This is a genomic window from Streptomyces sp. 8N706 (assembly GCF_052245415.1).
Lineage (GTDB): Bacteria > Actinomycetota > Actinomycetes > Streptomycetales > Streptomycetaceae > Streptomyces.
In genome coordinates this window covers 1-20,728 of sequence record NZ_JBQQBW010000084.1, presented here as the reverse complement: position 1 = coordinate 20,728, position 20,728 = coordinate 1, and the positions used below count along the sequence as shown (strand labels likewise).

At 69.0% G+C, this 20,728-nt stretch carries 23 protein-coding genes and 2 pseudogenes; 16 read left to right on the top strand and 9 right to left on the bottom strand.

Annotation, left to right across the window (positions count from 1 at the left end; genetic code table 11):
* Positions 1-118 precede the first annotated feature (118 nt).
* Complete coding sequence (locus ACTWQE_RS25365; RefSeq protein WP_443331354.1) at positions 119-409, bottom strand: hypothetical protein; 291 nt, start codon at positions 407-409, stop codon at positions 119-121.
* Between the two features lie 4 nt (positions 410-413).
* Entirely contained in the window at positions 414-1,286 is an 873-nt protein-coding gene (gene mca / locus ACTWQE_RS25360) for a mycothiol conjugate amidase Mca (protein ID WP_443331353.1), read from the bottom strand.
* A 124-nt stretch (positions 1,287-1,410) separates the two neighbouring features.
* On the opposite strand from mca, the gene ACTWQE_RS25355 reads away from it, so the two are divergent.
* Positions 1,411-1,821, top strand: a complete 411-nt coding sequence (locus tag ACTWQE_RS25355) for a DUF4307 domain-containing protein (RefSeq protein ID WP_443331352.1) — start codon at positions 1,411-1,413, stop codon at positions 1,819-1,821.
* 198 nt (positions 1,822-2,019) lie between these two features.
* Entirely contained in the window at positions 2,020-2,517 is a 498-nt protein-coding gene (gene greA / locus ACTWQE_RS25350; protein ID WP_443331351.1) for a transcription elongation factor GreA, read from the top strand.
* Positions 2,518-2,773: 256 nt separating this feature from the next.
* Here the strand turns inward: greA and ACTWQE_RS25345 are convergent, their stop codons facing one another.
* The 3 genes from ACTWQE_RS25345 to ilvA all read right to left on the bottom strand — a co-directional run bounded on the left by ACTWQE_RS25345 (position 2,774) and on the right by ilvA (position 6,220).
* Positions 2,774-3,634: an ABC transporter permease gene (locus tag ACTWQE_RS25345; protein WP_443331350.1), complete on the bottom strand. Its 861-nt coding sequence runs from the start codon at positions 3,632-3,634 to the stop codon at positions 2,774-2,776.
* Positions 3,631-4,689: an ATP-binding cassette domain-containing protein gene (locus tag ACTWQE_RS25340; protein ID WP_443331349.1), complete on the bottom strand. Its 1,059-nt coding sequence runs from the start codon at positions 4,687-4,689 to the stop codon at positions 3,631-3,633. Before ACTWQE_RS25340 ends, ACTWQE_RS25345 begins: the two co-directional genes overlap by 4 nt.
* Before the next feature lie 280 nt (positions 4,690-4,969).
* A complete protein-coding gene (ilvA, locus tag ACTWQE_RS25335; protein WP_443331348.1) occupies positions 4,970-6,220 on the bottom strand; it encodes a threonine ammonia-lyase in 1,251 nt (416 codons plus the stop codon).
* A 141-nt stretch (positions 6,221-6,361) separates the two neighbouring features.
* Between ilvA and ACTWQE_RS25330 the strand changes: the two genes are divergently transcribed.
* The 3 genes from ACTWQE_RS25330 (at position 6,362) to ACTWQE_RS25320 (ending at position 7,888) form a co-directional block, all read left to right on the top strand.
* On the top strand, positions 6,362-6,901 hold the full coding sequence (locus tag ACTWQE_RS25330; RefSeq protein WP_443331347.1) for a MarR family winged helix-turn-helix transcriptional regulator: 540 nt from the start codon (positions 6,362-6,364) through the stop codon (positions 6,899-6,901).
* Between the two features lie 151 nt (positions 6,902-7,052).
* Positions 7,053-7,637, top strand: a complete 585-nt coding sequence (locus tag ACTWQE_RS25325; RefSeq protein WP_443331346.1) for a sigma factor-like helix-turn-helix DNA-binding protein — start codon at positions 7,053-7,055, stop codon at positions 7,635-7,637.
* Positions 7,634-7,888 carry a hypothetical protein gene (locus ACTWQE_RS25320; protein ID WP_443331345.1) on the top strand — a complete coding sequence of 85 codons (255 nt, stop codon included), beginning with the start codon at positions 7,634-7,636 and terminating at the stop codon, positions 7,886-7,888. The genes ACTWQE_RS25325 and ACTWQE_RS25320 overlap by 4 nt, the downstream gene beginning before the upstream one ends.
* A 173-nt stretch (positions 7,889-8,061) precedes the next feature.
* Here the strand turns inward: ACTWQE_RS25320 and ACTWQE_RS25315 are convergent, their stop codons facing one another.
* Positions 8,062-9,225 (bottom strand): cystathionine gamma-synthase, encoded by a 1,164-nt coding sequence (locus ACTWQE_RS25315; RefSeq protein ID WP_443331344.1) that lies wholly within the window; start codon positions 9,223-9,225, stop codon positions 8,062-8,064.
* 247 nt (positions 9,226-9,472) lie between these two features.
* Here ACTWQE_RS25315 and ACTWQE_RS25310 point away from each other — a divergent pair, with 247 nt between their 5' ends.
* The 3 genes from ACTWQE_RS25310 to msrA all read left to right on the top strand — a co-directional run bounded on the left by ACTWQE_RS25310 (position 9,473) and on the right by msrA (position 12,270).
* Positions 9,473-10,576, top strand: coding sequence for a hypothetical protein (locus ACTWQE_RS25310; protein WP_443331343.1), 1,104 nt, complete (start codon positions 9,473-9,475; stop codon positions 10,574-10,576).
* A 259-nt stretch (positions 10,577-10,835) separates the two neighbouring features.
* Complete coding sequence (locus tag ACTWQE_RS25305; protein WP_443331342.1) at positions 10,836-11,051, top strand: hypothetical protein; 216 nt, start codon at positions 10,836-10,838, stop codon at positions 11,049-11,051.
* Between the two features lie 505 nt (positions 11,052-11,556).
* Positions 11,557-12,270 carry a peptide-methionine (S)-S-oxide reductase MsrA gene (gene msrA, locus ACTWQE_RS25300; RefSeq protein ID WP_443331341.1) on the top strand — a complete coding sequence of 238 codons (714 nt, stop codon included), beginning with the start codon at positions 11,557-11,559 and terminating at the stop codon, positions 12,268-12,270.
* A 189-nt stretch (positions 12,271-12,459) separates the two neighbouring features.
* Here msrA and ACTWQE_RS25295 read toward each other — a convergent pair whose 3' ends face one another.
* Both ACTWQE_RS25295 and ACTWQE_RS25290 read right to left on the bottom strand, forming a co-directional pair.
* Positions 12,460-13,338: an alpha/beta fold hydrolase gene (locus tag ACTWQE_RS25295; protein WP_443331340.1), complete on the bottom strand. Its 879-nt coding sequence runs from the start codon at positions 13,336-13,338 to the stop codon at positions 12,460-12,462.
* Between the two features lie 44 nt (positions 13,339-13,382).
* Entirely contained in the window at positions 13,383-14,189 is an 807-nt protein-coding gene (locus tag ACTWQE_RS25290) for a class II aldolase/adducin family protein (RefSeq protein WP_443331339.1), read from the bottom strand.
* Between the two features lie 119 nt (positions 14,190-14,308).
* Between ACTWQE_RS25290 and ACTWQE_RS25285 the strand changes: the two genes are divergently transcribed.
* A complete protein-coding gene (locus ACTWQE_RS25285) occupies positions 14,309-14,926 on the top strand; it encodes a TetR/AcrR family transcriptional regulator (RefSeq protein ID WP_443331338.1) in 618 nt (205 codons plus the stop codon).
* 278 nt (positions 14,927-15,204) lie between these two features.
* Here ACTWQE_RS25285 and ACTWQE_RS25280 read toward each other — a convergent pair whose 3' ends face one another.
* Positions 15,205-15,480, bottom strand: a complete 276-nt coding sequence (locus ACTWQE_RS25280) for a hypothetical protein (protein ID WP_443331337.1) — start codon at positions 15,478-15,480, stop codon at positions 15,205-15,207.
* A gap of 597 nt (positions 15,481-16,077) precedes the next feature.
* Here ACTWQE_RS25280 and ACTWQE_RS25275 point away from each other — a divergent pair.
* The 7 genes and pseudogenes from ACTWQE_RS25275 to ACTWQE_RS25245 all read left to right on the top strand — a co-directional run.
* A pseudogene (locus ACTWQE_RS25275) lies at positions 16,078-16,200 on the top strand (peptide-methionine (S)-S-oxide reductase MsrA); the annotation flags it as partial.
* A gap of 45 nt (positions 16,201-16,245) precedes the next feature.
* A pseudogene (locus tag ACTWQE_RS25270) lies at positions 16,246-16,507 on the top strand (BCCT family transporter); the annotation flags it as partial.
* Between the two features lie 523 nt (positions 16,508-17,030).
* Complete coding sequence (locus ACTWQE_RS25265) at positions 17,031-18,566, top strand: sensor histidine kinase (protein WP_443331336.1); 1,536 nt, start codon at positions 17,031-17,033, stop codon at positions 18,564-18,566.
* A 33-nt stretch (positions 18,567-18,599) separates the two neighbouring features.
* Positions 18,600-18,995, top strand: coding sequence for a roadblock/LC7 domain-containing protein (locus ACTWQE_RS25260; protein ID WP_443331335.1), 396 nt, complete (start codon positions 18,600-18,602; stop codon positions 18,993-18,995).
* 3 nt (positions 18,996-18,998) lie between these two features.
* Positions 18,999-19,382 carry a DUF742 domain-containing protein gene (locus ACTWQE_RS25255; RefSeq protein ID WP_443331334.1) on the top strand — a complete coding sequence of 128 codons (384 nt, stop codon included), beginning with the start codon at positions 18,999-19,001 and terminating at the stop codon, positions 19,380-19,382.
* Complete coding sequence (locus tag ACTWQE_RS25250; protein ID WP_443331333.1) at positions 19,360-19,965, top strand: GTP-binding protein; 606 nt, start codon at positions 19,360-19,362, stop codon at positions 19,963-19,965. Before ACTWQE_RS25255 ends, ACTWQE_RS25250 begins: the two co-directional genes overlap by 23 nt.
* The gene (locus ACTWQE_RS25245) at positions 19,946-20,557 is read left to right on the top strand and encodes a GAF domain-containing protein (RefSeq protein WP_443331332.1); all 612 of its coding nucleotides are present in this window, start codon (positions 19,946-19,948) and stop codon (positions 20,555-20,557) included. Before ACTWQE_RS25250 ends, ACTWQE_RS25245 begins: the two co-directional genes overlap by 20 nt.
* The last annotated feature ends 171 nt before the right edge of the window (positions 20,558-20,728 follow it).

The window sequence follows — 20,728 nt, the reverse complement described above, 5'->3', positions numbered from 1 at the left end:
GCCATCGGCCGGCCTGCACCGGACCAGGCGGCGGGTGGCGAGGCGCGGCCGAGCCACCGGTCGCCGAGCCGGTCCGCCGGTGGTCCACCGGCGGACAGGCGGCGACCGGCCCGGTGGGTCAGTCCCGGGTCGGGGCGGCCGCCTGGTCGGACTCGGCCCCGCGGGCCCCAGGCACGGCGTCACCCGCGCCGGAGGCCGCCGGAGCCTCTTCGAAGTCGATCTTCCTGAACTGCTTGTTCATGCTCTTCATCAGCAGCCACACCGCGCCACCGATGAGGGCGAAGACGATGAAGCCGAGGACGCCGGGCGTCACCTTGTTCTGGTCCAGCTCCTTGGCGAGCGGGACCAGATGCGCCGCAGCGGGTGTTCCCCATGCCGAAGCCCCGGGGATGGTGGTCGGAAACGTCATGGGATCAATTCTCTCGGACGCCGGCGAAGAGGTCGTCCTCGGGGAGGGAGGTATCGACGAGCGACTTCACGAGCTCGTACTCCTCCGTCGGCCAGACCTCCTGCTGGAGCTCCATCGGAACCCGGAACCAGCCGCCGTCGGGGTCGATCTGGGTGGCGTGAGCGATCAGCGCCTTGTCGCGGATCGGGAAGAACTCCGCGCAGGGAACATGCGTGGTCAGCGTGCGCTCGACCCGCTCGAACTCCTTCCAGCGCTTCAGCCACTCGCCGTACGGGGACTCCAGCCCCCGGGAGAGAAGCGCCTCGTGCAAGGCCTCGGTCCTCGGCCGGTTGAACCCCTGGTTGTAGTAGAGCTTCAGCGGCTGCCAGGGCTCCCCCGTCCCCGGGTACTTCCCCGGGTCGCCCGCGGCGTCGAAGGCCACCATCGAGATCTTGTGGGTCATGATGTGGTCGGGGTGCGGGTAGCCGCCGTTCTCGTCGTATGTGGTGATCACATGCGGCTTGAACTCGCGGATCAGCTTCACCAGCGCGCCCGCGGCCTCATCGACGTCCTGCAGGGCGAAACACCCCTCGGGGAGGGGCGGCAGCGGGTCGCCCTCCGGCAGTCCGGAGTCGACATAGCCCAGCCAGGACTGTTTGACGCCCAGGATCTGCCGGGCCTCGTCCATCTCCTTGGCCCGGACCTCGTGGATGTGTTCCTCGATGTAAGGGTCGCCCTGCAGCTTGGGATTGAGGATGGAGCCACGCTCACCGCCCGTGCAGGTCGCGACCAGCACGTCCACCCCCTCGGACACGTACTTGGCCATCGTCGCCGCGCCCTTGCTCGACTCGTCGTCGGGGTGGGCGTGGACCGCCATCAATCGCAGTTGCTCGGTCAAGACTCGATCCTCGGATCCTCAGTCATCGGTCGCGGCCCTCTCCTACGACTGGAGAAGGCGCCTTCTATAGTGACCGAAACGAGAGGCCGTACATTCCATGGTCCGCATCGCGGGAGGAACGACGATGACCGCCACGCGCGAGGGATTGCCGGACGGGCGATACGGCCGTTCCGCCGATGCCCGCGCGGACCGCAAGCTGAAGCTCGTCGGTGCCGTGCTGGGCGCCGCGCTGCTGGCGGTGATCGCCTGGTCGGGCGCCTCGTACATCTCCGGGCAGGATGTCAGCGGTGAGTTGATCAAGTTCAAGGTGGTCTCGGACTCGGCGGTCGAGGTCCACCTCGAGGTCCGTAAGGACGCGGACACGGACGGTGTCTGCACTCTGCGTTCGCAAGCCGAGGACGGCGCCGAGGTGGGCCGCAAGGACATCCGCTTCGAGGAGCGTGCGGACCGCGTGGACAGGGTCGTAACGGTCCGGACGACCCGGCGCGCCACGACGGCGGAACTGGTCGGCTGCGAGACCGCGTCCTCCGGGTGACGGGCGTACCGGACTGACGTCCGCCGACGGGAATCCTGGGCCCGTACAAGGACTGACCTGCGTGGACGCAAATTTAGTCGGTTTCTTCCTCCCCCTTTCCCGTGGGAATTGTTAGGCTCGTGGTTTCGCCCACCGGTGAAGGCGTTAATCCTCCGGGTAGGGCGTTGCTTTGTATCCCAGTACCGACGAGGAGCACCTGTGACCCAGACCAGCGACAACGTCACCTGGCTCACCCAGGAGGCGTACGACCAGCTGAAGGCCGAGCTGGAGTACCTGTCGGGTCCCGCACGTACCGAGATCGCCACGAAGATCGCGGCGGCTCGGGAAGAGGGTGACCTGCGGGAGAACGGCGGTTACCACGCCGCCAAGGAGGAGCAGGGCAAGCAGGAGCTCCGTGTCCGCCAGCTGACTCAGCTGCTGGAGCACGCGAAGGTCGGCGAGGCGCCTGCCGCCACTGGTGTGGTCGCCCCTGGCACGGTCGTCACCATCGCCTTCGACGGCGACCCGGACGACACCCTGACCTTCCTGCTCGCCTCCCGCGAATACGCGAGCGCGGACATCGAGACCTACTCCCCGCAGTCCCCGCTGGGCAGCGGCGTTCTCGACAAGAAGGTCGGCGACGACGCCGAGTACGAGCTGCCGAACGGCCGTAAGGCCTCGGTGAAGATCCTCGAGGCCAAGCCGTACCAGGGTTGAGCGCCGATCGCGCTGCCCCGACAGACCTGACAAACCCCCCGGCGCCTCTGCGCCGGGGGGTTTGTCATATCCGTTCAGGCCTCTTCGGCCGACGAAGGCCGTGACGGAGGCCCATGACGGGGCCCACCACATGCAGCGGGCCACCGGAAGAGGCCCTCACATGGGCCCCGAAGCAGGAACCCGAGGCAGGAGCCCCCGCAGGGGCCCCGCGCAGGGCCCCCGTGCAGGAGCCCCGGCAGGGGGCCCGTGAGCCGGCTCAGGCGGTCGCCGAGCGGTACTTCCGGACGGCCAGTGTCCGGAAGGCCGCGATGATCACGACCGACCACAGCACCGAGGCCAGCACGGGATGCTGCATCGGCCAGGCGTCCGGAGCGTGGTAGTTCGGCGGCAGATTGCCGAAGAGGTCGCGGCATGCCTGCACTGTCGCGCTGAAGGGGTTCCACTCGGCGATGTGCCGCAGGACGGTCGGCATGTTGTCGGCCGGCACGAAGGCGTTCGAGATGAACGTCAGCGGGAACAGCCAGATCAGACCGCCTGATGTGGCCGCCTCCGGGGTCCGTACCGACAGCCCGATCAGCGCTCCGATCCAGGAGAAGGCGTAGCCGAACAGGAGCAGCAGGGCGAAGCCTCCCAGCGCCCCCAGGATGCCGTCGTGGATGCGCCAGCCGACGATCAGCGCGACGATCGAGAGCATCACCAGGGTCAGCGAGGTCTGCACGAGATCGGCGAGCGTGCGGCCGGTCAGCACCGCGCCACGCGCCATCGGCAGCGACCGGAAGCGGTCGATGAGGCCCTTGTGCATATCGTCCGCGATACCCGCCCCCGCGCCCGCCGTGGCGAACGTGACGGTCTGCGCGAAGATGCCCGCCATCAGGAACTCGCGGTACCCGTCCGGCGACGTGCTGCCGCCGACGTTGATGGACCCGCCGAAGACATAGCTGAACAGCACCACGAACATGATCGGCTGGATCAGCCCGAAGACAATCATCTCCGGGATCCGCGCCATCCGGATCAGATTGCGCTTCGCGACCACGAGCGAGTCGCGGACGGACTGGCCGAGGGCACCGCGGGTCTGCGGGGCCGCGGGGCGGGGAGCCGTATCGGTGACGGCACTCACTGGGCGGCCTCCATCTTCTCCGTCGCGGCCGGCCTGCCGGACTTGCCGCTCTTGCGGTTCCTGTTGTCCTTGCTGTCCTTGCCGTCCTTGCCGGTGGTGTTCTGTTCGTCGTCGACCTCCGCCGCATGGCCGGTCAGCGATATGAACACATCGTCGAGGGTCGGCCTGCGCAGCCCGATGTCGTCGATCTCGATGCCACGGGCGTCGAGCTCGCGGATCACCTCGGCCAGCAGCTTCGCGCCTCCGGCGACCGGCACGGTGATCCTGCGGGTGTGGTCCTCCACCGTGGTCTCGCCCTTGCCGAAGCCCCGGAGGATCTCCGTCGCGGTCGTGAGGTGGTCGCGGTCATGGACGACGACCTCCACCCGCTCGCCGCCCGTCCGGGCCTTCAGCTGGTCGGAGGTGCCGCGTGCGATGACCCGGCCGTGGTCGACCACGCAGATGTCGTGCGCGAGGTGGTCGGCCTCCTCCAGGTACTGGGTGGTCAGCAGCAGGGTCGTACCCGCGGCGACCAGTTCCTGGATGACCTCCCAGAGGCCCTGGCGGTTGCGCGGATCGAGGCCGGTCGTCGGCTCGTCCATGAACATCACGGGCGGACTGACGACCAGGGCGGCCGCGAGGTCGAGGCGGCGGCGCATGCCGCCGGAGTACGTCTTGGCGGGCCGGTCGCCCGCCTCGGCGAGGTTGAAGCGCTCGAGCAGCTCACCCGCGCGGACCTTCGCGTCGCGCGCACTCATCTGGTAGAGCTGGCCGACCATCTGGAGGTTCTCACGCCCGGTGAGGTACTCGTCGACGGCGGCGAACTGGCCGGAGAGGCCGATGGAACGGCGGACCTCGTTGGGGTGCTTGAGGACGTCTATGCCCGCCACGACCGCTTTCCCGCTGTCGGGCTGAAGCAGAGTGGTCAACACCCGTACGGTGGTGGTCTTACCGGCTCCGTTGGGACCGAGCAGGCCCAGCACGGTGCCTTCGGGCACATCGAGGTCGACGCCGTCCAGAGCCCGCACATCCCCGAAGGTCTTGACCAGCCCTTCGGCGTAAATGGCGCCTGGCATGAAGATTCTCCCAGGGTCTTGGGTCGATTCAACAAAAGATCATGGACATCGGACGAGCAGGGTTTACCGGCATTTGTCCGACGTAAAGCCGACGTGAATCAGTGAGACCCGACCTTACCCCAGACGCGATATATCGCGTCAACCCTTTACGGTGTATCGAGTTCTGACGCATCGACGTCATGCATCCACCGCATCCACCTCTGGAGCGCCGCCCTGTACGCCGGCTCCGGTACGTCACCTTCCTGGCCCAGCGGGGCGATCCTCGGGTGTATCGGGACGGTCACGTCATCACGATGTAGCCCGCCTTGCGCAGCGCCGTACGCACCTCGGCGCAGTGCTCCGGGCCCTTCGTCTCCAGCTGCAGCTCCACCTCCGCCTCAGTGAGCCGGAGTCGGGGATCGGTCCGCACATGGCTCACGTCGAGGACGTTAGCGTCCACCTCTGACAACACCCCCAGAAGCGTTGCCAGCGCCCCCGGGCGGTCCGTCAGGCGGAGCCGGAGCGACAGATACCGCCCCGCCGCCGCCATGCCGTGCCGCAGGATGCGCTGCAGCAGCAGCGGGTCGACATTGCCCCCCGACAGCACCGCCACCACCGGCCCCTCGAAGGCGTCCGGCTGCGACAGCAGCGCCGCCACAGGGCTCGCCCCGGCCGGCTCGACCACCAGCTTCGCGCGCTCCAGACACAGCAGCAGCGCGCTGGAGAGCTCGTCCTCGGAAACCGTACGGACCTCGTCGACCAGATCGCCAACTATTTTGAACGGCACGTCTCCCGGCCGCCCCACCTTGATGCCGTCGGCCATCGTCGCCAACTGCTCCAGAGCCACCGGGTGACCGGCCTCCAGGGACGGCGGGTACGCGGCCGCGCCTTCCGCCTGCACGCCCACCAGCCGGACATCCGGCCGCAGCGCCTTGACCGCCACGGCGATCCCCGCCGCCAGCCCGCCGCCCCCGATCCCCACCACGATCGTGCGGACTTCCGGGCACTGTTCCAGGATTTCCAGCCCCACCGTGCCCTGGCCCGCGACCACATCGCGGTGATCGAACGGGTGAATGAAGACGGCGCCGGTCGCGCGGGCGTACTCCTTGGCCGCCTCCAGCGTCTCGTCGACCACCTGGCCGTGCATCCGCACATCGGCGCCGTACTCCCGGGTCGCCGCCACCTTCGGCAGCGGGGCGCCCACGGGCATGAAGACGGTCGAGTGCACACCCAGCAGGGAAGCGGCGAGCGCCACGCCCTGCGCGTGGTTCCCCGCGCTGGCCGCGACCACCCCCCTCGCGCGCTCCTCGGCGCTCAGGCCGGCGATCCGTACGTACGCGCCGCGCACCTTGAACGAACCGGTGCGCTGAAGGTTCTCGCACTTCAGGTGGACGGGGGCGCCCACCAGTTGGGTCAGGTGCCGACTGCCCTCCATGGCGGTCACCCGGGCCACCCCGGCCAGCATCTTGTGCGCCGCACGGACCTCATCGACGGTGATCTCGAACGGGTGAGCGGGGTCGTGGCCCACGCGAGCCCCATTGGTTCCAGCCATGTGACCAAGTCTCGCAGTTCCCACCCATCCCGGCGGCCTGGGGCGCTCCCGCACCGGTTTGTCCCGTGCAGGTACGGTCCCGGCCCTGGCCGCGTACCCTGTGCCCATCCGTAGCCGATTCCCACGAAGTGAGCCCAGGCCATGCCGACCACTCCGGACATGACGACTGCTCTCCCGACCTCCGGCCTGGAGGTCTCGGACAGCGGCCTTCTCGACGACCTGCAGCACCAGGTGGCCGTGTTCGCCCGGCGCGCGGAGCAGACCCGGCTCGGCGGCGTCGGACAGGTCCGCAACTCCATGGACCGCGCCGCCTACTTGCTGCTCAACCGCCTCGACCGGGAGGGCCCGATGGGCGTCAAGGCGCTCGCCGCCGGCATGGGCATCGACTCCTCGACGGTCACCCGGCAGGTCGCCCCACTCGTGGACACCGGCCTGGTCAAGCGCACCTCGCACCCCGAGGACGGGCGAGCCGTCGTGCTCCAGCTCTCTCCGCGGGGCAAGGCGCGCCTGGAGGAGGTGCGGTCCTCGCGCCGGCAGCTGATGGCGCTGGTGACGGACGGCTGGACGGAGGACGAGCGCGAGGTGTTCTGCACCCTGCTCACGCGCTTCAACCAGTCGCTGTCCGCGCGGCAGGCCGCGGTCAACCTCCAGGCGGCGCCGCCGGAGTCCCCTGCCTCTTGACCACCGGCGCTCCAGCCGCCGGGGCTCTGTGCCGCCCCCGGCCCTTTGACCGCCGGGCTCCCGGCGGTCCCCGCCCCTGTCGGGGCTCGCTGCCGCACCGCCCCTTGACCGGCAGCGCTCCCTGCCGTCCCATGGTGGCCCAGGAGGCGCGGTGCGAGAGCGGCGGGCAGAGCAGGATCGCCGCCGGGCCCGGGAGTTCGAGGCTTTCGTCGCGGGCGCGGCCGGCCGGCTGTTGCATGCCGCCACGCTGCTCACGGGGGACCAGGAGGCCGCCGAGCGCCTGCTGACCGACGCTCTGGCCCGTACGTACGCGATGTGGGACCGCTTGCACGGCGAGGACCCGTACGACCGGGCTCGCCAGGAGCTCGCCACGCGTTTCGCCCACGCCGCCTGGCACCATCGCCGCGCCCGCGGTGGCCTCCTCGGCCGGCTCACCCCGCAGGAACGCCTGGTCCTGGTGCTGCGGCTCTACGAGGGTGTGCCCGAGGAACAGTGCGCGGCCCAGCTCGGAGTCCCCACCGAACGCGTCCGGGCCCTGTGCCTGCGGTCCATGGCCACCCTGCGCAGCCGCCCGGCGGCGGGCCCTGCCGTCCACCCGGCCGTCCGTCCGGCCGTCCCCCTGGCCGGGAAGCCGCTCTCGACGTCGGCGCAGGGTGGCCCGCCGAGTGCAGCCGCACCGGCCACACGGCCCGAACGCGCGGACGGCGGCACGACCCCGGGAGCGACGGCGTCATGAGCCTTCCGGACCGCAAGGAGGACGAGGTCCGGCGGATGCTGGAGGGGCAGCCGCATCCGGTGGTGCCGCCCGATCTGGCGGCTCGGGCGGCCCAGCGGGGGCGGCGGATCGACGGCCACCGCCGGGTCCTACGGGCCGTGGGGTGGGCCCTGCTGCTCGCCGCGGCGGTCGCTTTCGCGGTGTGGGCGGCGGTCGCCCAGCCCTGGGTCGTACCGCCGACCGACACCACTCCCCCGCTCGGCGGCTGGTAGCAGGGCGGTGGTTCCCGGTGCCGCGGTGGCCATAGCGGTGGTGCCCGGTGCCGCCCGCGCGGTGCCAGGCCACCGGACGCGCCGGGCGTACAGACCCGCCGGGCGTACGGAAGCGCCGGGCGTACAGCCTTCCGGAGGCCCGGCGGCCTCCGGCAGGGCCATCGCCGCGGGCGTCAGCCGAGCGCGCGGGTGAGGTCCGCCAGCTGGTCGTCGACCGCCTCGATGCCGACTGACAGCCGTACCAGGTCGGCGGGCACCTCCAGCGCCGAACCGGCCACCGAGGCGTGCGTCATGCGGCCCGGGTGCTCGATCAGCGACTCCACACCGCCGAGCGACTCCCCGAGCGTGAACAGCTGTGCCCGGTTGCAGACGTCCACCGCCGCCTGTTCGCCGCCCGCGACCCGGAACGACACCATCCCTCCGAAGGCACGCATCTGCTTCTCGGCGATCTCATGCCCGGCGTGCCCGGGGAGACCCGGGTAGTACACCTGGGTCACCTTCGGGTGCGCTGCCAGCAGCTCGGCGACCCGCGCAGCGTTGGCGCTGTGCCGGTCCATGCGGACCGCCAGAGTCTTGATGCCCCGCAGCGTCAGCCATGCGTCGAACGGACCGGCGATCGCCCCCATCGCGTTCTGGTGGAAGGCGAGCTCGTCGCCGAGCGCGTCGTCGTTCACCACCAGGGCGCCGCCGACCACGTCGGAGTGCCCGCCCATGTACTTGGTCGTGGAGTGGACGACGATGTCCGCGCCCAACGCGAGCGGCTGCTGGAGGTACGGGCTGGCGAAGGTGTTGTCGACCACGAACCGCACCCCGGCGCCGCGCGCCACATCCGCGACCGCCGCGATGTCGGTGATACCGAGCAGCGGATTGCTGGGCGTCTCCACCCAGATCAGCTTCGTACGGGGCGTGATCGCCGCCCGTACGGCGGCCGGGTCGGAGCTGTCGGCCACCGACCACTGCACACCCCAGCGCTCGACGACCTTCGCGAAGAGCCGGAACGTTCCGCCGTAGGCGTCGTTCGGGATGACCACGTGGTCGCCCGGCACCAGCAGCGTGCGCAGCAGGCAGTCCTCGGCCGCCAGTCCGGAGGCGAAGGCGAGCCCGCGCCGCCCGCCCTCCAGCGCGGCGAGGTTCTCCTCGAGCGCGGTACGGGTCGGGTTGGCGGACCGGCTGTACTCGTAGCCGCCCCGCAGACCGCCGACCCCGTCCTGCTTGTATGTGGACACTTGGTAGATCGGCGGCACGACGGCTCCGGTCAGCGGGTCAGCTGTGTTCCCGGCGTGGATGGCGCGGGTCTCGAAGCTCTGGTGTGCGTGCTGCTGGCGCTGGTCACTCATGAAGCCCGAGAGTAGTACGCGGTGATGTGGAACCCTTCGGCTCGCCGGTGAGTAGTAAAGAGTGGCGGACGCCTCCAGGTCACCGGGGGCGCGCACGGGCGGCGCGAAGGCGTAGCCACGTACGACGGCGTCCCGCCGCAACGAACCGCAGACGAGCAACACCGCAGATCACCCCGCAGATGACGACACCGAAGATCACGACACCGCAGCACTGCGGACGACACGGCAGAGGACACCTGGACACGTCATGGAGATTCTGATCATCCTGCTCGGGCTGGCCATGATCGGCGGCCTCCTGATCGTCCCCGCCCTGCTGCGTATGCGCGGCGGCAGACAGGCGCTGCGCGGCCACGGCAGTGCCATCGACCCGCAGCGGTACGGCTTCGTGCACCCCGAGCAGCTGGACGTCCGGCTGCCGGGCCCGGACCGGGAGCTGGCGGACGTACTGGAAGAGGTCCGGCGCACTCAGGACTGGCGGCCGGCCGCGCAGCTGCTCGCCATCACCGACGACTGGGAACTGCGCTGGCAGCGTGTGCAGACGCTGGCCGGAGCCGCGGCCGTCGAGCTGGCGGAGGCGCCGGGCGAGGGCGGCCGCTGGCTGCGCACCTGGCGAATGGAGGCTCCCAAGGAGGCGGGCGGCGCGGTGGTGCACGCGGAGTTCCTGGTGCGACAGGCGCGGCAGTCGCCGGGAGGATCCGAGTCGACGGAGTACCGGATCATCCTCGAGGAGGCGCGGACGGTGTGCGCCGACGCCGCCCTCCTCGCACCGGGCGACCCGACCCCGTACATCGTCGAGCTGGCCGTGGCGCGCGGGCTCGGCTACCGGCAGGCCGACTTCGAGGAGCTGTGGGGGACGATCACCGCCCGCGCCCCGCATCACATGGGCGCACACCTGGCCGCGCTGCACTACTGGTGCGAGAAGTGGCACGGCTCCAAGGAGCTGGCCGACGCGTTCACGCACGGCGCGGCCGCCGCGGCGCCCGAGAAGAGCCTGCTGCCCGCCCTGCCGCTGTTTGCCGTGTTCGAACACCTCCCCGATGTGAATGTGGTCCGCGGGCTGTACGAGAGCGAGGTCGTGAGCCGCGCCGTCCAGGGCGCGCAGTTCGCCGTCCGCTCGGCCCCGGCCGACCACGCCGTACTGCCGCACGCCCGTCATCTGCTGGTCTGGTTCCTGGTGCGGGCGGAGCGCTACGCCGAGGCGATGGAGCAGTTGCGGCACGTGGACGGACACGTGGGCGCCGTGCCTTGGTCACTCGGGGCCGACCCGGCGGCGGAGTACGCGGCGTATCGGGCGCTGGCGGTCGCGGGCTGGGAGCAGGCGGGCGGCAGCCCGGCGACGATGCCGCGCTGACGGCGTAGAACGACGGCGACGCGCCCTCCTCGATCCGACCCGAAGACCCGACGTCTCAGGGACCACTGAACGCCCCGACGACCCGACGTCTCAAGGCCCCCTGACCATCCCGGCGCACTGACGGCCGTACGTGCCGATGCCCCGACGCTTCTGACAATGACGGCCCGACACCGATGGTCCGGGCCCTCCCCACCTCCCACATCCCGACGACTGGATGCCCCGACGCCCCTCGACCCCGATTTCCTGAACGGACTCCTTCATGGCACGGCTTCTCCCCCTGATCCTCATTGGTCTGTCCGTCTACTTCTGGCTCAAGACCAGGCGGAACACCGCGGCGCTGGCCGAACGCTGGATGCCTGGCCGGAACACGGACCCGGGTCCCGACGCCGCCACCGCCGACACGACGGCGGACCGGCAGGAGGCCATACGGAACGACGGCCCCGCCGCGTCCGATGACCGGCGGCGCACGGACTGAGGGCCACGGGGCACCCACCGAGGTGACCGCGGCGTCCACCACCGCCGGTATCCACCGAGGTAACCGAGGTAACCGAGGTAACGCCGTGACGTCGGTGTCACCGCCGGTGTCACCACCGGGGCCCGCTCCGACCACGGCGCCCACCCGGTGGACGTCCGCCGACGGGCACCGGCAGGGCCGTGTGCGCCGGGCGCAGGACGTCCACACCTGTGGCCGTTGCGACATGGGCGCCGGGGACCGGAGGCGCCGTGAGACATGGCGAGCATGCCGTAGGGACCCCGCTGGGCAGTCAGTGCGGGGGCCTGCCAGCCGGTGGGCACACCGGGCCCTGGAGCCGAAGACACCGGAACCGGCATGGCAGAGCCAGGGCGGCCGGCAGCTCGGGTGCGGAGGGCCGGGCGCGCAGGGCGGGGCGCAGAGGGCCGGGCGCGGACGGCCAGCCCCCCCGGAATCTCCGGGGCCGCCCATACGTTGTCCAGTCGGACGCCACGCCGAGGAGACCCGCATGTTCCTGCACAGCCACCGGCCCCACCTCCCCACTCCGGAAGAGGCACTGCCCGGCCGCGAGACCCCCGAGTTCCGCGTACCCGACCGCCACACGGTCCTCGGCAACCCGCTCCTGGGCCCCTATCCCGAGAACCTTCAGATCGCCGACTTCGGCCTGGGCTGCTTCTGGGGTGCGGAGCGCAAGTTCTGGCAGACCTCCGGTGTCTGGACCACCCTTGTCGGCTACCAGGGCGGTCACACCCCGAACCCCGCGTACGAGGAGGTCTGCAGCGGCCTCACCGGCCACACGGAGGCCGTACGTGTCGTCTTCGACCCCGCCATCGTCTCCTACGCCACGCTCCTGAAGCTCTTCTGGGAGGCCCACGACCCGACCCAGGGCTTCCGCCAGGGCAACGACGTCGGCACCCAGTACCGCTCGGCGGTCTATACCCACTCCCTGGAACAGCAGTCCGCGGCGGAGGCCTCGCGCGACGCGTACCAGCAGGTCCTGACGAAGGCCGGTTACGGCGCGATCACCACCGAGATCCTCCCGTCGGGGGGCCGCCCGTTCTACCCTGCGGAGCCGTACCACCAGCAGTACCTGGACAAGAACCCGAACGGCTACTGCGGCATAGGCGGCACCGGCGTCAACCTGAGTACGCCTTCGGAAACCAACTGGGGACGGTCCTGCCCGACCGGCATCGCCCCTGCACCGGATGCAGCGGACAAGTAGCCACTGCGCGAACTCCCACCTGAAATGGCGCTGCGACCGACCTCCCTCGCAGCTTCGGCGGTCCGACCAGCACAGGTTTGGAGGCATGGGCGTCGCCTGCCCGATCGGCGTCGCGAAGTACGCCCAGGAGTGAGCGACTCGGCTCTTTTGGCCGTCTCCGTAGCCCGCGGCGGGCCCTGTCCGCCGGGGTCAGGCCAGGAAAGCCCGCAGCTCCGCGACGAGTTCGCCGGGTTGCTCCTCGGGGAGCCAATGGCCGCCCGGCAGTGGCTCGCCCTGGACGTCAGACGCGTATTCCTTCCAGGCGTCGAGCACGTCGTAGAGGGCTCCCATCGCCCCTTGGGCGCCCCAGAGGGCGAGGACCGGGCAGCGGACGCCGACGCCGTGGTCTGTCGCATCGTGGTCGAGGTCGATGGTGGCTGCGGCGCGGTAGTCCTCGCACATCGCATGCAAAGTGGCGGGGTCCGTGAAGCAGCGCAGGTACTCGGCGAAGGCCGCCTCGGTCACGACGGAGGGGACGTAGCCGCGGAACGCCCAGTTGCGCAGGAAGAACTCGGCGTTCCCGGCGAGCAGTGTCTCCGGCAGGGGCGCTGGCTGGATCAGGAAGAACCAGTGGAAGTAGACGCTGGCCAGCTCTTTCGAGACCTCGGCGTAGAGCCTTCGGGTCGGGACGATGTCCAGCACGGCCAGCTTCGACACCACGTCTGGATGGTCGAGGGCCATCCGATGGCCGACGCGGCCGCCACGGTCGTGACCAACCACGGCGAAGCGGTCGAACCCGAGCGAGGTCATGACCCCAACCTGGTCATGCGCCATCGCGCGCTTGGAGTGACCATCGTGGCCCTGGCCGTCGGCGGGCTTGCCGCTGTCGCCGTAACCGCGTAGGTCGGTGGCGACCACCGTGAAGTGCGGCGCCAGCAGCGGAGCGACGCGATGCCACACGACGTGGGTCTGCGGCCAGCCGTGCAGCAGAAGCAGGGGCGGGCCGCTTCCGCCGATCACCCCGTTGATCGTCACACCGGCCGTCTCGCACCGGAACGCATCGAACCCCGGGAAGAACGGTACCGTCACACCGTCCACCTCCTTGTGACCCGCCGGCCGGCCGCCCGCGCCGGTCAGTCGAACAGATCCGGGTCCGAAGCGACGATCTGGTCCCACAGCGGCTGGGCCTGGAACCAGCCCGCGCGGTGTGTGCCGATCTGCTCCCGGGTCGCCAGCGCGACGTCGCGGTCGATGTGCTTCGGCGTACCCGCGGCCATGGCGAGCAACTGGGCCTGGCAGGAACGCTCCATGGTGACGAACCACCAGACGGCTTCCGCCACCGACTGACCGACCGTGAGCAGGCCGTGGTTCTGCAGAATGACCGCCTTGTGCGGGCCAAGTGCCGCTCCGATCCGCTTGCCTTCCTCGAGTTCGCTGACCACGCCCTGGTAGTCCGCGTACAGGCCCTGGTCCTCGAAGAACGCGCAGGCGTCCTGAGTGATCGGAGCGAGGGGAATCCCGAGGCTGGCGAACGCCTTGCCATACAGCGAATGTGCGTGCGCGGCGGCGAGCGCGTCCGGACGAGCGGCGTGCACCTGCGAGTGGATGACGAAGGCCGCCCGGTTCACCGGGCGGTCACCGTGCAGTACGGCACCGGCGTGGTCGACCAGGATCAGATCGGACGCCTTGATCTGGTTGAAGCTCATGCCGAAGGGGTTGACCCAGAACGTCTGCGGGTCCTCCGGATCACGCACGGTGATGTGGCCGGCGACGCCTTCGGAGAAGCCGAACTTGCCGAACAGCCGGAAGCCGGCGGCGAGCTGCTCCTTGCGGTACTTCCGTTCCTCCTCGACCGAGTCGAACGTCGGGGGCTTCGGGAACGCGAGACCCTCGGGCCTGGGACCGCCAGCCGGAGCCGACTTTTGCACGGTGGTTGTCATGGCGCTTCCCTGAGCTCGATGGGCGACCGTCCGGCCTATGGGATACATCGGCGTATCGGATACGTCCGCGTATCCTGACCGAGGTCCCGAGACACCGTCAAGGCCTAGGAAGAGATGCGATGCCCAGAGGCGCGACGAAGAGACGCCCCCAGACCACGGCGGCACTGCTGAATGCCGCGTTGGAGACGTTCGCTGAGCGGGGGTTCCATGCGGCGACGATCGAGCAGATCTGCGAGCGGGCCGGCTACACGCGGGGCGCCTTCTACTCCAACTTCCGCACCAAGGAGGACCTGTTCTTCGCCCTGTTCGACGCGCACAGCGACCGGGTGATCACGAGGCTGACGGACCTGGTCGAGAAGGCGGGCAGCGATGCGCTGGCGCTCGACCGCTTCACCCAGCTGATGTCACAGGTGGAGCCGAGCGAACGTACCTGGTATCTGGTGACGACCGAGTTCACCCTGTACGCGATCCGCAACCCCGAGGCCGCGCGCGTGCTGGCCGAGCACGACGCGCGGCTACGCGCCGAGATCTCCCGGCTACTCCTCGACGTCATCCGCCGCGCCGGCCGCAGGATCGACGTCGACCCCGACCAACTCGCGCGATTGCTCGTCGCGATGCGCGAAGGCGGCCTCGCACAGAGCTACGTCGAGCCCGATCGTCTACCGCCGGGGGAACTCGAACGGAAGTTCCTCCCCACCCTGCTCCTCGGCGTCTCCACCGAACAGGACGGTCGCTAACCGACCGGACCCTACCGACGGGCAGGGCCAAGCCCACAGCACCGGCTGGTCAGGGCCGGGCGACCTCGACATGGACACTTCGGCAACCCGTCTACGCCGCACCACCGAGTTGCACTCGCGGCCGCCACCGCCCGCGGACACGGCTCACCGAGCAGGGGCGGGGCCGCCGTCGATGCACATTGCCGGGATCTTCCGCTGGTCCGCCCGACGATTCGGGTGGAACCGCCTACCAGAGGCAAGGCACGGACCGCCTGGATAGTCCCTGTCAGCGGAATCCGTTACCTCGTCTCCTCGAGGGCCTTTTCCGCGTTCTCGATCCATACCTTCTGTCGCGACTTCAAAGATTCAAGATCAGCGGCGTGCTCGGTAATATACGAGCGCTCATAGGAGGAGCTCACCTCGATCATTACGCCGAGGTAGTTCACCTGCTTCTTGCAGGTCATATCGGCGGTGGCCACAGCTTTCTCATTCTCCGTGGGAGACTTACTGTGCCGCCATTTCTCGTCGAACCAAGCATCGGCGGGATTGCTGTAGCCATAGCCGCGCCTGTCCATACATTCCACCCATGCGGCTACGGCCTGCCTCGTGCGGCGATCCTTGGTTGATGAGCTTCTTTTCCGCCTTGTCGAGGTCGAGGTTCTGCTGCGGCGTCGGCAAGAACCTGTCCAATGGCGTGGCACTTGCCGACCTGTCCAGTGGTTGTGGGGCCGGAGTCGACCCCTGGGCCTGCTCAGCACCGCGGCCCACCGGGGCGGGCGCGCATCCGGCGAGTCCCGCGACGGCAGCACAGACAGCGACCGAGAGGAGGCTTCGAGCAAGATTCACGTATTACCATCAGTTAGAGGTCGGTGACGATTCGGCGGGTGGCCATGAATGAAATGGCCAAGGCGGGCTCGATCAATGATCGAGCCCACCCGACTAATTCAGGAACTAGTGACAGCTCTTCTTGTAGGACGAGAACTCGTTGTGAACCGATGAGGCCCCGGACGTATGGGGGCAACCGGGCGACTACGGCACCGGCATGCGCCATCGACTGCGCGAGTTCCTCCCCGACACCGTCATGGGCACCTACTTCAAGCAGGCAACAAGCCGTGGCGACTCAGGGGAACAGGTAGTGATACCGCCACGGCATCAATTCCAGCGACCGCAGCCACCAGCAGTACCTGGACAAGAACCCGCACGGCTACTGCGGCACCGGTGTCAACCTGAGTACCCCTTCGGAAACCAACTGGGGACGGTCCTGCCCGACCGGCATCGCGCCTGCGGAGGACTGATCCCAGAGGACATCGCCCAGGCGGGGCCGATCCCATCGTCTGGACCTGGTCGGCCCCACCATCTACATCCTCGACGTGCTGCCCGCCAGTACCGGCGGCTACCTCTTCCCTCTGGTCCCTATGGCCAGCGCGACCGGCGCCTTCGCCGATCCGTCCTGCCTGGGCACTTGGACCATCTTCATACTGGGCGTGGTGGCTCTCATGTGCGCCATTCGTCGGCACGTTCATCGCCCGCATCTCCCGTGGCCGCACCGTGCGCCAGTTCATCGTCGGCGTCCTGCTCATCCCCAGTGGTGTCAGCGCCGTGGCACAGCTCCACTCGTATGGTGGGCTGGTCGAGGTTACGGGGGCCGGGCGGTCCGTCACCGTGGTGGCCACCCACGGATCCTGCGACGACGGACCTGCCGTGGACGTGCTGGAGACCTGCTCGTCCACGCATCCGCTCCGCACAGCACGGGCTTGTCAGTTCACTCGAGCTGCCGCCACCGCCCGTAGCGCCTGCCCGTTCCGGCACGGACTGGAACGGACCGGCACGGATACGACAGGTTCGACCAGACCTACGTCACAGCCCTGGTGTCAGTTGGGGAAAGGCGCGTTCTCGTGCATCATTCCCCATGACGTCACCACGCGTGACGTGGACTGCTGTTGCAGGTAACGTGCGCCGTACACTTTTCGGCCTGCTGGCCGGTATGCAACCAGGGACTGTGATGCAGGAACCTTTGACGCTGCCCGCTCATGTCCACCAGGAGATGCTGTCAGTCGGCTCTCCGGCGTGGCGTGCCCAGGACACTCCGCCAAAGGGCGGGGGTGGCACGCCAGTTGAGAGCCATATGGTGCTTCTCGCGATGGTGCCTGCCGGGCTGGTCGCGGTCACCGGAGCCGCAGCGGCTGCGCTCGCGTTCAGCACGGGTGTGGCCCATGTCGACAGGGACGCCTTCTGGGGTCTGCTCACGGGCGTACTACTGCTCGTGTGCGGGATCCTCACGGGTGCAGGGCTCTTCGCCTCCACGAATGCGCGGGCGGTCGCGCGCCGCTATACCGACCTGAGCTGGTTCGCGGCACGCGGCCAGGCCGAACTGGCGCAGCTGCGGGAGCAGATGGAGCGTGGCCAGCAGCTCATAGGCCGTCAACGGCCTCAGCAGCGCCCGTGGCCGGAGCCGGCGGGGGACGTGCTGGATGGACTCGGACATGAGATGGCGTCCGCCCAGCGCGTTGCCGAGGCGACTGTGGTGGAGGCCTCGGCACGGGCACACGGCGGCGAGCAGTTCGAGGTCTTCGCCAATCTGGCCCGGAGGCTGGAGTCTCTGGTGCACCGCGAAATCGGGCTGCTGGACAACCTGGAGAACGAGGTCGAGAACCCGGAACTGCTCAAGGGCTTGTTCCATGTGGACCACCTGGCCACCCGTATCCGGCGATACGCCGAGAACCTCGCTGTACTCGGCGGCGCCGTCTCCCACCGCCAGTGGACCCAACCGGTCAGCATGAGCGATGTGCTGCGTTCTGCCGTGGCCGAGATCGAGCAGTATTCGCGGGTCAGGCTGGTGCCTCCGGTGGACGGGGCGGTGAACGGGCACGCGGTCGTCGACCTGGTCCATCTGCTGGCGGAGCTGGTGGAGAACGCCACGGTGTTCTCCCCTCCCCAGACCCAGGTCCTGCTGCGTGCCGAACACGTCACGGCCGGGCTGGCGGTCGAGGTCGAGGACCGTGGTCTGGGCATGACCGCCACTGAGCGGAACCAGATGAATGCCCTGCTCGCCTCCCCCGACGGCGTCGCTCTGGGTGAGCTGCTCCAGGACGGCCGGATCGGCCTGTACGTGGTCTCCGCGCTTGCCCGGCGGCACGGCATCGCCGTACAGCTCCAGAGCAACATCTACGGCGGTACGCAGGCGGTGGTTTTGGTGCCGCATGAGTTGCTCGGCGGGCGTCCGGACGTGGTGGAACCACAGCAGCAACCGTCGGACGTCGCTCCCCCTGCCGCACATGGACGCGCCGACGACTCGGCGGAGCGGGTACGTACCGAGCCGGCGGCGCAGGCACGTACGGAGTCGGCTGAGCGGACACGTACGCACGACGCGCCGATCGCTCAGGACCTCGTACCCGCATCGGTGGCCGAGCCGGCACACACCCCCCTCACGGACCCCACGGCGGAAGACGGCCGTCCCGTGCTGCCCAAAAGGCGCCGTCAGGAACACCTCTCCCCGCAATTGCGGCAGCCCTCCCAGGCTGCGGTGGCGGCGGAGGACGTCGAGCACGATCCCGGTCTGATGGCCGCCTTCCAGACAGGCCTCCGCCTGGCCGAAGAAGCCCAGGAAACCGACACCTCCCCGTCCCTTGGCGGGGATACCCGACCGGACCCGGCCCCCTAGCAGTGTCACGTCATTGAGGAGAAGTACGCGATCGTGGTGAGCGAAGATCTTTCTTGGCTGTTGAACGGCCTGGTGCAGCGCGTACCGCATACGCGGAGCGGACTGCTGTTGTCATCGGACGGTCTGGTGATGGCCTCGGACGGACTGGACAAGGACGCGGCGGACCATATGGCGGCCCTCGCCAGCGGGCTCTACTCGCTGGCCCGCAGTGCCGGCAAGCGATTCGACGACGGCGGTGAGGTACGGCAGATCGTGACCGAACTCAACACTTCGATGCTTTTTGTCTCCGCGGCCGGACAGGGCGCCCTGTTGGCAGTCCTCGCCGGGCGCGAAGCGGATGTGTCGGTGCTGGGCTACGAGATGGCCATGATGGTCAAGAGCGTCCGCCCCCACCTGGGGGCCGCTCCCCGTCAGCCGGCAGGGCAGTGAGCGATGCCCGACGACCCGGATGGGCCGTTGCTCGACGATGCCGCCGGGCGGCTGATCCGGCCGTACACCGTCAGCGACGGACGTACCAGACCCACATACCACTTCGACTTGATGACCATGGTGGTGGCAACCGGTACCGTGCTCCGGACCAACCTGGGGCTGGATCACACACATGTGCTCGAGCTGTGCCGGACGCCGGTCACCGTGGCTGAGATCGCCGGGCACACACGGATGCCCGCAACGGTGATCAAAGTGCTGCTGTCCGACCTGGTGGAGCAGGGCGCGGTCGTCACACGGCCCTTCAACCTGGGCACACCGAGGCCGAGTCATACCCCCGATCTACAACTATTGGAGGCCTTGCGGGATGGGCTCCTCAAACGACTCTGAGGCACCCGGCGCCGACTCCCTTCCGATGGGGATCAAGATTCTGGTCGCCGGTGGTTTCGGGGTGGGCAAGACCACCTTCGTGGGAGCGGTCAGCGAGATCGAGCCGCTGAGCACGGAAGAGCTACTGACCGAGGTCAGTGCTGCCACGGACAGGCTGGACGGAGTGGAGCACAAGGAGACCACCACGGTCGCGATGGACTTCGGCCGGATCACCCTCAGCCCCGACCACGTCCTCTATCTGTTCGGCACGCCCGGCCAGGAGCGCTTCTGGTTCATGTGGGACGAGCTGTCAGCCGGTGCACTCGGGGCGGTGATCCTCGCCGACACGCGTCGGCTGGACCACAGTTTCGCGGCGGTCGACTTCTTCGAAGCACGGGGCATCAGCTTCCTCGTCGCGGTCAATGAGTTCGACGGGGCGCACCACTATCAGCCGGAAGAGGTGCGGTCGGCGCTGGACCTCAAGCCCGAGGTGCCGGTGGTCCTGTGTGATGCCCGGCTGTCCAGCTCCGGTATCCGGATTCTGCTTTCGCTCGTGCAACACCTGATCACTTCAAGGAGTTCCCATGACAGAGCTGGTGTATAACCCTCCGTTCGGACGGGAGAGGGGGATCGCCATGCGTCATCTGCTTCTCCCTCCGGAGGACCCTGAGGCGCAGGCCCGGGCACGGCGGCTTCGGGAACTGGGCATCGAGGACAAGCCCGTTCCGGAGCTGGATGACTTCGCGCGTGAGCTGGCGGAGCGCACCGGGGGATGCTACGCGGGGGTCAACTTCTTCGTCGACGCGAACCGTCAGTACTTCGCGGGCTTGTACAGCGCGGCCTCCGACACCACCGTGAGAGTGGAGTCTCCCCTTCTCGAGGACCCCGTACCCGGCCGGGTGATGCCTCGCGACCTGGACATCGGTTTCTGCCCGCATGTGGTCAGGCGGCGCAAGGCTCTGGTGCTGGAGGATGTCCGCGACTTCCCACGTTTCGCCGGGAATCACGTGGTCGATGCCATCGGGATCCACTCCTACCTGGGGGCACCGCTGATCGACCACACGGGCATGGCGCTGGGCACCATCTGTGTGGTGGACCAGGATCCGCGTCCGTGGGGACGCAAAGGCCTGGAGACCATCAAGACGATGGCCGCTGAACTGGTGGAGCGCATCGAGGGGTCGGGGCACGGCCGGTGAGGGAGCCTGCCTGAGTGAGGTCCCGCGTACGGGCGCGTGTACGGCGGATGAGGCGCCGTACTTCTTCGCGGTCCCACCGTCGGAAGCGACACCCCGGCGGGTTCCGGTGAACCTGGTGGCCTGGATGCCGGAGCCGACCACGACCGTCGCCAGGCGGCCGTTCTCACGCAT

Bases quoted from the DNA above. Each gene is read 5' to 3' on its own strand.
- ACTWQE_RS25365 (WP_443331354.1), bottom strand. From the start codon at position 409: ATGACGTTTCCGACCACCATCCCCGGGGCTTCGGCATGGGGAACACCC.
- ACTWQE_RS25355 (WP_443331352.1), top strand. From the start codon at position 1,411: ATGACCGCCACGCGCGAGGGATTGCCGGACGGGCGATACGGCCGTTCC.
- ACTWQE_RS25340 (WP_443331349.1), bottom strand. From the start codon at position 4,689: ATGCCAGGCGCCATTTACGCCGAAGGGCTGGTCAAGACCTTCGGGGAT.
- ilvA (WP_443331348.1), bottom strand. From the start codon at position 6,220: ATGGCTGGAACCAATGGGGCTCGCGTGGGCCACGACCCCGCTCACCCG.
- ACTWQE_RS25330 (WP_443331347.1), top strand. From the start codon at position 6,362: ATGCCGACCACTCCGGACATGACGACTGCTCTCCCGACCTCCGGCCTG.
- ACTWQE_RS25320 (WP_443331345.1), top strand. From the start codon at position 7,634: ATGAGCCTTCCGGACCGCAAGGAGGACGAGGTCCGGCGGATGCTGGAG.
- ACTWQE_RS25315 (WP_443331344.1), bottom strand. From the start codon at position 9,225: ATGAGTGACCAGCGCCAGCAGCACGCACACCAGAGCTTCGAGACCCGC.
- ACTWQE_RS25310 (WP_443331343.1), top strand. From the start codon at position 9,473: ATGGAGATTCTGATCATCCTGCTCGGGCTGGCCATGATCGGCGGCCTC.
- ACTWQE_RS25305 (WP_443331342.1), top strand. From the start codon at position 10,836: ATGGCACGGCTTCTCCCCCTGATCCTCATTGGTCTGTCCGTCTACTTC.
- msrA (WP_443331341.1), top strand. From the start codon at position 11,557: ATGTTCCTGCACAGCCACCGGCCCCACCTCCCCACTCCGGAAGAGGCA.
- ACTWQE_RS25290 (WP_443331339.1), bottom strand. From the start codon at position 14,189: ATGACAACCACCGTGCAAAAGTCGGCTCCGGCTGGCGGTCCCAGGCCC.
- ACTWQE_RS25285 (WP_443331338.1), top strand. From the start codon at position 14,309: ATGCCCAGAGGCGCGACGAAGAGACGCCCCCAGACCACGGCGGCACTG.
- ACTWQE_RS25280 (WP_443331337.1), bottom strand. From the start codon at position 15,480: ATGGACAGGCGCGGCTATGGCTACAGCAATCCCGCCGATGCTTGGTTC.
- ACTWQE_RS25265 (WP_443331336.1), top strand. From the start codon at position 17,031: ATGGTGCTTCTCGCGATGGTGCCTGCCGGGCTGGTCGCGGTCACCGGA.
- ACTWQE_RS25255 (WP_443331334.1), top strand. From the start codon at position 18,999: ATGCCCGACGACCCGGATGGGCCGTTGCTCGACGATGCCGCCGGGCGG.
- ACTWQE_RS25250 (WP_443331333.1), top strand. From the start codon at position 19,360: ATGGGCTCCTCAAACGACTCTGAGGCACCCGGCGCCGACTCCCTTCCG.
- ACTWQE_RS25245 (WP_443331332.1), top strand. From the start codon at position 19,946: ATGACAGAGCTGGTGTATAACCCTCCGTTCGGACGGGAGAGGGGGATC.